6 protein-coding genes are annotated in these 6,061 nt (G+C 74.3%); 4 read left to right on the top strand and 2 right to left on the bottom strand.

The annotated features are described in order from the left end of the window. Positions 1-29: 29 nt before the first annotated feature. Positions 30-1,850, bottom strand: coding sequence for an NHL domain-containing thioredoxin family protein (locus ACFV0G_RS33365; protein WP_380556094.1), 1,821 nt, complete (start codon positions 1,848-1,850; stop codon positions 30-32). A gap of 131 nt (positions 1,851-1,981) precedes the next feature. Continuing rightward, positions 1,982-2,830, bottom strand: coding sequence for a hypothetical protein (locus tag ACFV0G_RS33370; protein WP_380556096.1), 849 nt, complete (start codon positions 2,828-2,830; stop codon positions 1,982-1,984). 128 nt (positions 2,831-2,958) lie between these two features. On the opposite strand from ACFV0G_RS33370, the gene ACFV0G_RS33375 reads away from it, so the two are divergent. From ACFV0G_RS33375 to ACFV0G_RS33390, 4 genes are all read left to right on the top strand, one after another. Further along, on the top strand, positions 2,959-3,765 hold the full coding sequence (locus ACFV0G_RS33375) for a phosphotransferase (protein ID WP_380556098.1): 807 nt from the start codon (positions 2,959-2,961) through the stop codon (positions 3,763-3,765). Positions 3,766-3,847: 82 nt separating this feature from the next. Next, on the top strand, positions 3,848-4,432 hold the full coding sequence (locus ACFV0G_RS33380; protein WP_380556100.1) for a cysteine hydrolase family protein: 585 nt from the start codon (positions 3,848-3,850) through the stop codon (positions 4,430-4,432). After that, positions 4,429-5,340: a GlxA family transcriptional regulator gene (locus tag ACFV0G_RS33385; protein WP_380556102.1), complete on the top strand. Its 912-nt coding sequence runs from the start codon at positions 4,429-4,431 to the stop codon at positions 5,338-5,340. Before ACFV0G_RS33380 ends, ACFV0G_RS33385 begins: the two co-directional genes overlap by 4 nt. A gap of 119 nt (positions 5,341-5,459) precedes the next feature. Then, complete coding sequence (locus ACFV0G_RS33390) at positions 5,460-5,945, top strand: LURP-one-related/scramblase family protein (RefSeq protein ID WP_380556104.1); 486 nt, start codon at positions 5,460-5,462, stop codon at positions 5,943-5,945. The last annotated feature ends 116 nt before the right edge of the window (positions 5,946-6,061 follow it).

Below are 6,061 nucleotides of genomic sequence, written 5' to 3' on the forward strand. Positions count from 1 at the left end.
ACCGGTGCCGGTCGGCCCGCCCCCGTGCGTCACTCCATGCCGGCCAGCACCAGCGGCAGCCGGCGTGCGCCGTCGGCGGTCAGCCGCACCGGCACGCCCCAGTCCTGCTGGTGCACGTGGCAGGCCGGGTACTCGATCTCCGGGTCGTCGTCGCAGGACGCCGCCATCGCCGAGACGTGCAGCACGCCCTCGGTGAGCGCCTCGTTCAGCACCAGCTCGCGGGAGAGGTCGGTGTCCGCACCCGCCCCGGAGACCAGCAGCTCCGGCGGGGTGGCGCTGACCAGCAGCCGGGTGGACGGGCCGTAGCGCTCGTCCAGCTTCTGGCCGGACGGTGCCCGGAAGACCACGTCGAGCCGGAGGGCGCCCGGCGCCACCTCGGTGGCAGCCCGCTGGGTGCGGTGCGCGACCGACTCCACCCGGACGGCCTCCTCGGGCAGCCGCAGCCGGGTCAGCCGGTGCCGCGCCGACTCCACCACCACGATGTCCTCGCCGGCCAGCACGGCGCCGGAGGGCTCGCGCAGGTCGGTGGCGAGGGTGGTCACCTCACCGGTCGCCGGGTCGAAGCGGCGCAGCGCGTGGTTGTAGGTGTCGGCGATCGCGACCGAGCCGTCCGGCAGCACGGTGACCCCGAGCGGGTGCTGGAGCAGCGCCTGCGCGGCCGCGCCGTCGCGGTGGCCGAAGTCGAACAGGCCGGTGCCGACGGCGGTGTGCACGTCCCGGGTTTCACGTGAAACCCAGCGCACCGCCGAGGTCTCGGAGTCGGCGACCCACAGGCGCTCGCCGTCGGCCGACACCGCGAGGCCGGACGGCTGGGCGAACCAGGCCTCGGCGAGCGGGCCGTCGACCAGTCCCTCGTTGGTGGTGCCGGCCGCCACGGCCACCGTGCCCGCCACCGGGTCGTACGCCCAGAGCTGGTGCACGCCGGCCATCGCGATCCACACCCGGCCGTCGAAGAACGCGACGTCCCACGGCGAGGAGAGGTCCACCTCGCGGGCCGGGCCCTCGGTGGGCGAGCCCTGCCACCACTGCTTCCCGGTGCCGGCGAGCGTGGTCACGCTGCCGTCGGAGAGCCGGACGCCGCGCAGCGCGTGGTTGACCGTGTCGGCCACCACCACGTCGTAGCCCAGATCGAGGCCCTCGGGCACCAGCGTCAGGCCCTGCGGCTCGCTGAACCGCGGCGCGGCGCCGTCCACCAGCCCGCGCTCGCCGTCGCCGATCCGCCGCACCACGCTCTCGCCGTCCTCGGCCAGCTCCACCAGCGCGTGGTGGCCCGAGTCGGCCACCAGGTAGTGGCCGTCGGGGAGGCGGACGGCCTTGCCGGGGAAGGACAGGTCGCCGGCCTGCGGCTCGGGCGCCACGTACGGTCCGTCGCCGCGGCGCAGCGTGCCCTTGGCCGTGTGCTCCGCCTCCAGCTCCTCGACCAGCCGGGCGATCGCGTGGGCGTGCCCCTCGCCGGCGTGCTGGGCGACCACGTAGCCCTCCGGGTCGATCACCACCAGGGTCGGCCAGGCGCGCACCGCGTACTGCTTCCAGGTGGCGAGCTCCGGGTCGTCCAGCACCGGGTGGTGCACCTCGTACCGGGCGACGGCGTCCACCACGGCTCGGTGGTCGGCCTCGTGCACGAACTTGGGCGAGTGCACGCCGATGATCACCACGGTGTCGCGGTGCTTCTCCTCCAGTTCCCGGAGTTCGTCCAGGACGTGGAGGCAGTTGATGCAGCAGAAGGTCCAGAAGTCGGCAATGACGATCTTGCCGCGGAGGTCGGCCAGCGACAGGTCCTTGCCGCCGGTGTTGAGCCATCCGCCCTTGCCCACCAGTTCGGGGGCGCGTACGCGTGCACGAGAAGCCATGTCCTCATCCAACCCCATCGGCCCGCGGACGCATTCCGGCCCCGGGGCTGCGCGGGGCGGACGCGCGGGAGCCCCGGCCGCGGGTGCGGCCGGGGCTCCTGGCGGTCACGGGTGCGGCCGCCGGCGGGGGACTACGCCTTGCCCCAGGTGCCGGTGCTCCACAGCGCGGTACCGCTGCCGGTGTAGATCACGAAGTTGCCGTCGTCCTGGACCTTCCCGTAGATGCCGGACTGGCCCTTGACCGGGATGGACCACTCCGTCAGGCCGTTCTGGACGTTCTCCAGCCTCAGGGCGCCGTCGAACCGCGAGTCCGAGACGACCACCCTCGAAGCCGGGTGGTTCCAGGTCCGGCTGGACCAGAGCGCGGCGCCGTCCCGCTTGCGGTACAGCACCAGGTTCCCGTCCGGCTGGTTGAGCAGCCAGACGGAGTTCGACTCGATCCACTGACCCGGCTCGACATTCCGGCTCGAGTTGATCAGGGTCTCCGGGTGCCAACCGCCCTGGCTGACGGTCGGGGCGACGCCGGTGTGGGTCTCCCAGCGCGTGCCGGTGCCGTCGACGGCGCTGACCCTCAGCGTGCCGTTGTACAGCGACAGGAACGCGCCCGGGTGGCCCCAGCTCCTGCTGCTCCACAGGGCGTCGGCCGGGCTGCTGCCGCCGTTGCGGTAGACGACCAGGTTGCCGTCCGGCTGCATGTACGCGTACGCGCCCCGGTTGCCGTAGGTGCCGCTGCTCCACAGCGCCGGTCCGTGGGCGCCGGTGGGGCCGACCAGGTAGAGCACCAGGTTGCCGTCCCCCTGCATCACCAGGCTGGACTCACCGCTCATCAGGCTCTGCCCCGGCAGGAGCTTCTGGCCGCTCTGCAGCGCTGCGGCCGTCGGGGTCGAGTCGGCCGAGGCGCTGAGGGCAGGGGCCGCGAGGGTGATGGCGACGGCGCCGAGCAGGGCCGCTGTGGCGCGTTTGAGAACGTTCTTCCGCATTCGGCGGATCCCCCCTGTTTGTAGGCCCACGATCTCGGTGGGCCCACAACTTATACACCCCGGCCGGCAGCGGCGGACCACCGGCCGCAAGCCCGCCGCCCCGGCCGACGGTCGGCCAGAATGGCCCGGTGATCATCGCCGGTGCGCCCTCGGGCCAGGTCGACGTCCCGCCGTCCGTTGTGGAGTTCGCGCGGGGCCGACCCGTGCGGGCCGTCTGGGAGAACGCGCTGGGCGGGCTGACCTTCCAGGTCGGGCCGGACGGGGACCCGGAGTTCGTGAAGTGGCTGCCGGCGGTCGTCGGCGCCGGGCTGGACGCCGAGGCGGTGCGGCTGCGCTGGGCGGCCCCGTTCACCGCGGTGCCGGTGGTGCTCGCCGCGGGGGCGGACGAGGCCGGCTCGTGGATCGCCACGGCCGGGCTGCCCGGGCGGTCGGCGGTGGACGGGCGGTGGCTGCGCGACCCCGCCGCGGCGGTGCGGGCCGTCGGCGAGGGGCTGCGGGCCCTGCACGAGGCGCTGCCGGTGGCGGGCTGCCCCTTCGACTGGTCGGCGCAGCGGCGCACGGCGGCCGTCCGTGCCCGGGCCGCCGCCGGCCGGATCGACCTGGCCGACTGGCCGGAGGACCTCCCGCGGTTCGCCACCGTCGAGCGGGCGCTCGATGCGCTCGCCGACGCCCCGCCCGCCGACGGGCCGGTGGTCTGCCACGGCGACGCGTGCGCCCCCAACACGCTGGTCGGCGAGGACGGCCGGTGCAGCGGCCACGTCGACCTCGGCGCGCTCGGCGTCGCCGACCGCTGGGCCGACCTGGCCGTCGCCACCTGGAGCACCCGGTGGAACTACGGACCCGGCTGGGAGCGACCGCTGCTGGACGCCTACGGCATTGCGCCGGATCCGGACCGGACCGCCTACTACCGGCTGCTGTGGCACCTGTCGGACTGAGCCGATCCGGTGACCGGATCGTTCCGGGTCGGGGCGTGATCGGGCCTGGGGAACGGGCCCGCCGACGGGCCAGGATGGAGCCATGAAGAGCGCACTCGTCGTGATCGACGTCCAGGAGTCCTTCCGCCGCCTGCCGAACTGGGAGGCCGTCTCCGACCCGGGGATCGCCGACCAGGTCGGCCGCCTGGTGGCCGCCGCCCGGGAGCGGGGCGACCTCGTGGTGTGGGTGCTGCACGCCGAGCCCGGCTCGGGCGGCGCGTTCGACCCGGAGCTCGGCCACGTCCGGCCGATCGACGGGCTGAAGCCCGCGGCGGACGAGCCCGTCGTCACCAAGACCTCGCACAACGCGTTCACCACCACCAACCTCCAGCAGCTGCTCACCCGCCACGGCATCGGCGAGGTGGTGATCAGCGGCATCCGCACCGAGCAGTGCTGCGAGACCACCGCCCGGGTGGCCTCCGACCTCGGGTACCAGGTCGTCTTCGTCACCGACGCCACCGCCACCCACCCGATCGAGCACCGGGACGCCCCGGCCGGCCGCAGCCTGGCCGAGATCCTCGCCGACCCGCGTACCCTGGCCACCGACGAGATCATCGCCCGGACCGAGTACGCCCTCGCGGGCCGGTTCGCCCGCATCGCCACCGTGGAGGAGCTGACCGGATCGTGACGAAGGTGGTCTTCCTGCTGGCGCCGCGGCTGCACCTGCTGGACCTCGCCGGTCCGGCCCAGGTGTTCTCCTCGGCCGCCGACCTCGGCCACGTCTACGACACCGTCTACGTGGCCGAGCAGGAGGACGTCCCCACCGCCCAGGGAATCGGACTGCGGGCCGCCACGGTCTGGCCGGAGCTGACCCCGGCCGACCTGGTGGTCGTACCGGGCTGGCGCTCGCCCGACCTGCCGCGGCGGCCGGTGTTCGCGCCGGAGACCCTGGCCCGGCTGGTCGCGCACCACGCGGCCGGCGGCACCGTGGCGAGCGTCTGCTCCGGCGCCGACGCGCTCGGCAGCGCCGGCCTGCTCGACGGCCGCCGCTGCACCACCCACCACGACCTGCAGGACGAGCTGGCCCGGCGCTACCCGCGCGCCGCCGTCGTCCGCGACGTGCTGTACGTCGAGGACAGTCGGATCGTCACCTCCGCGGGCATCGCCAGCGGCATCGACCTCGCGCTGCACCAGCTGGCGGTCCGCCACGGCCCGTACGCCGCCGCCCGGGTGGCCCGGACCATGGTCGTGTACACCCGCCGCAACGGTGACGAGCAGCAGGCCAGTGCCATGCTGCGGCACCGCACCCACCTCAGCGACGCGGTGCACCGGGTGCAGGACGTGATCGACGCCGGGTTCGCCGACCCGCTGCTGCTGTCCGGCCTGGCGGCCGGCGCGGGGGTGAGCGAGCGGACCCTGACCCGGCGGTTCGCCGAGGCCACCGGCCTCACCCCGCTGCGCTACCAGCAGGAGCTGCGGGTCGAGCACGCCGAGCACCTGATCGCCCAGGGCGCCACGGTGGAGTCCGCGGCCCGCGCGGTCGGCTTCCAGGACGCCCGGATGCTGCGCCGGCTGCGGGCGAGGACCGCGGGCTGACCCGTCGTCGGCGGCCGGCCCGCGCCGGGACACGCGCAGGCGGGGGGAGGGCTGACCGCGGAGCGCCCGTCGGGCACGATGTGCTCGGCAGTGTCCGCGCGAAGGGAAGTCGGTGGGGCATGAAGTACGTGGTCAAGGAGCGGTTGTTCGCGGTCGGCGACGACTACTGGATCGAGGACGGTGACGGCGAGAAGGCGTTCCTGGTGGACGGCAAGGTGCTGCGGCTGCGCGACACCTTCGAGCTCCAGGACACCGCGGGCAACGTGGTCGCGGTCATCAAGGAGAAGGTGCTCACCGTCCGCGACGCCATGCGGATCGAGAACGCCGACGGGGACACCGTCGCCACCGTCCGCAAGAAGCTGTTCACGCCGTTCCACGACAAGTACCACGTGGAGCTGGAGGACGGCGGCGAGCTGGAGATCCACGGCGACCTGATCGACAAGGAGTACACGATCAAGTCGGACGGCCACCGGGTCGCCGAGATCTCCCGCAAGTGGTTCCGGATCCGCGACACCTTCGGCGTGGAGATCGAGGACGGCAACGACGTCCCGCTGCTGCTCGCGGTGGCGGTCTGCGTGGACCGGATGGTCGAGCACAACGACTGACCCCGGGCCGGGGGGGGGCCCCGCGCCCCGCCCGCCGCGCCCCCCCCGCGGACGCCGGACCCGGCCGCGCCCCGCGCCCCCCCCCCCCCGCCGGCCTCGCCCGCACCGACCTCTAC

It is taken from the genome of Kitasatospora sp. NPDC059571 (genome assembly GCF_042735675.1).
Classification (GTDB): domain Bacteria; phylum Actinomycetota; class Actinomycetes; order Streptomycetales; family Streptomycetaceae; genus Kitasatospora.

Coding starts and splice junctions, on each gene's coding strand:
- ACFV0G_RS33365 (WP_380556094.1), bottom strand. CDS start 1,850: ATGGCTTCTCGTGCACGCGTACGCGCCCCCGAACTGGTGGGCAAGGGC.
- ACFV0G_RS33380 (WP_380556100.1), top strand. CDS start 3,848: ATGAAGAGCGCACTCGTCGTGATCGACGTCCAGGAGTCCTTCCGCCGC.
- ACFV0G_RS33390 (WP_380556104.1), top strand. CDS start 5,460: ATGAAGTACGTGGTCAAGGAGCGGTTGTTCGCGGTCGGCGACGACTAC.
- ACFV0G_RS33370 (WP_380556096.1), bottom strand. CDS start 2,830: ATGCGGAAGAACGTTCTCAAACGCGCCACAGCGGCCCTGCTCGGCGCC.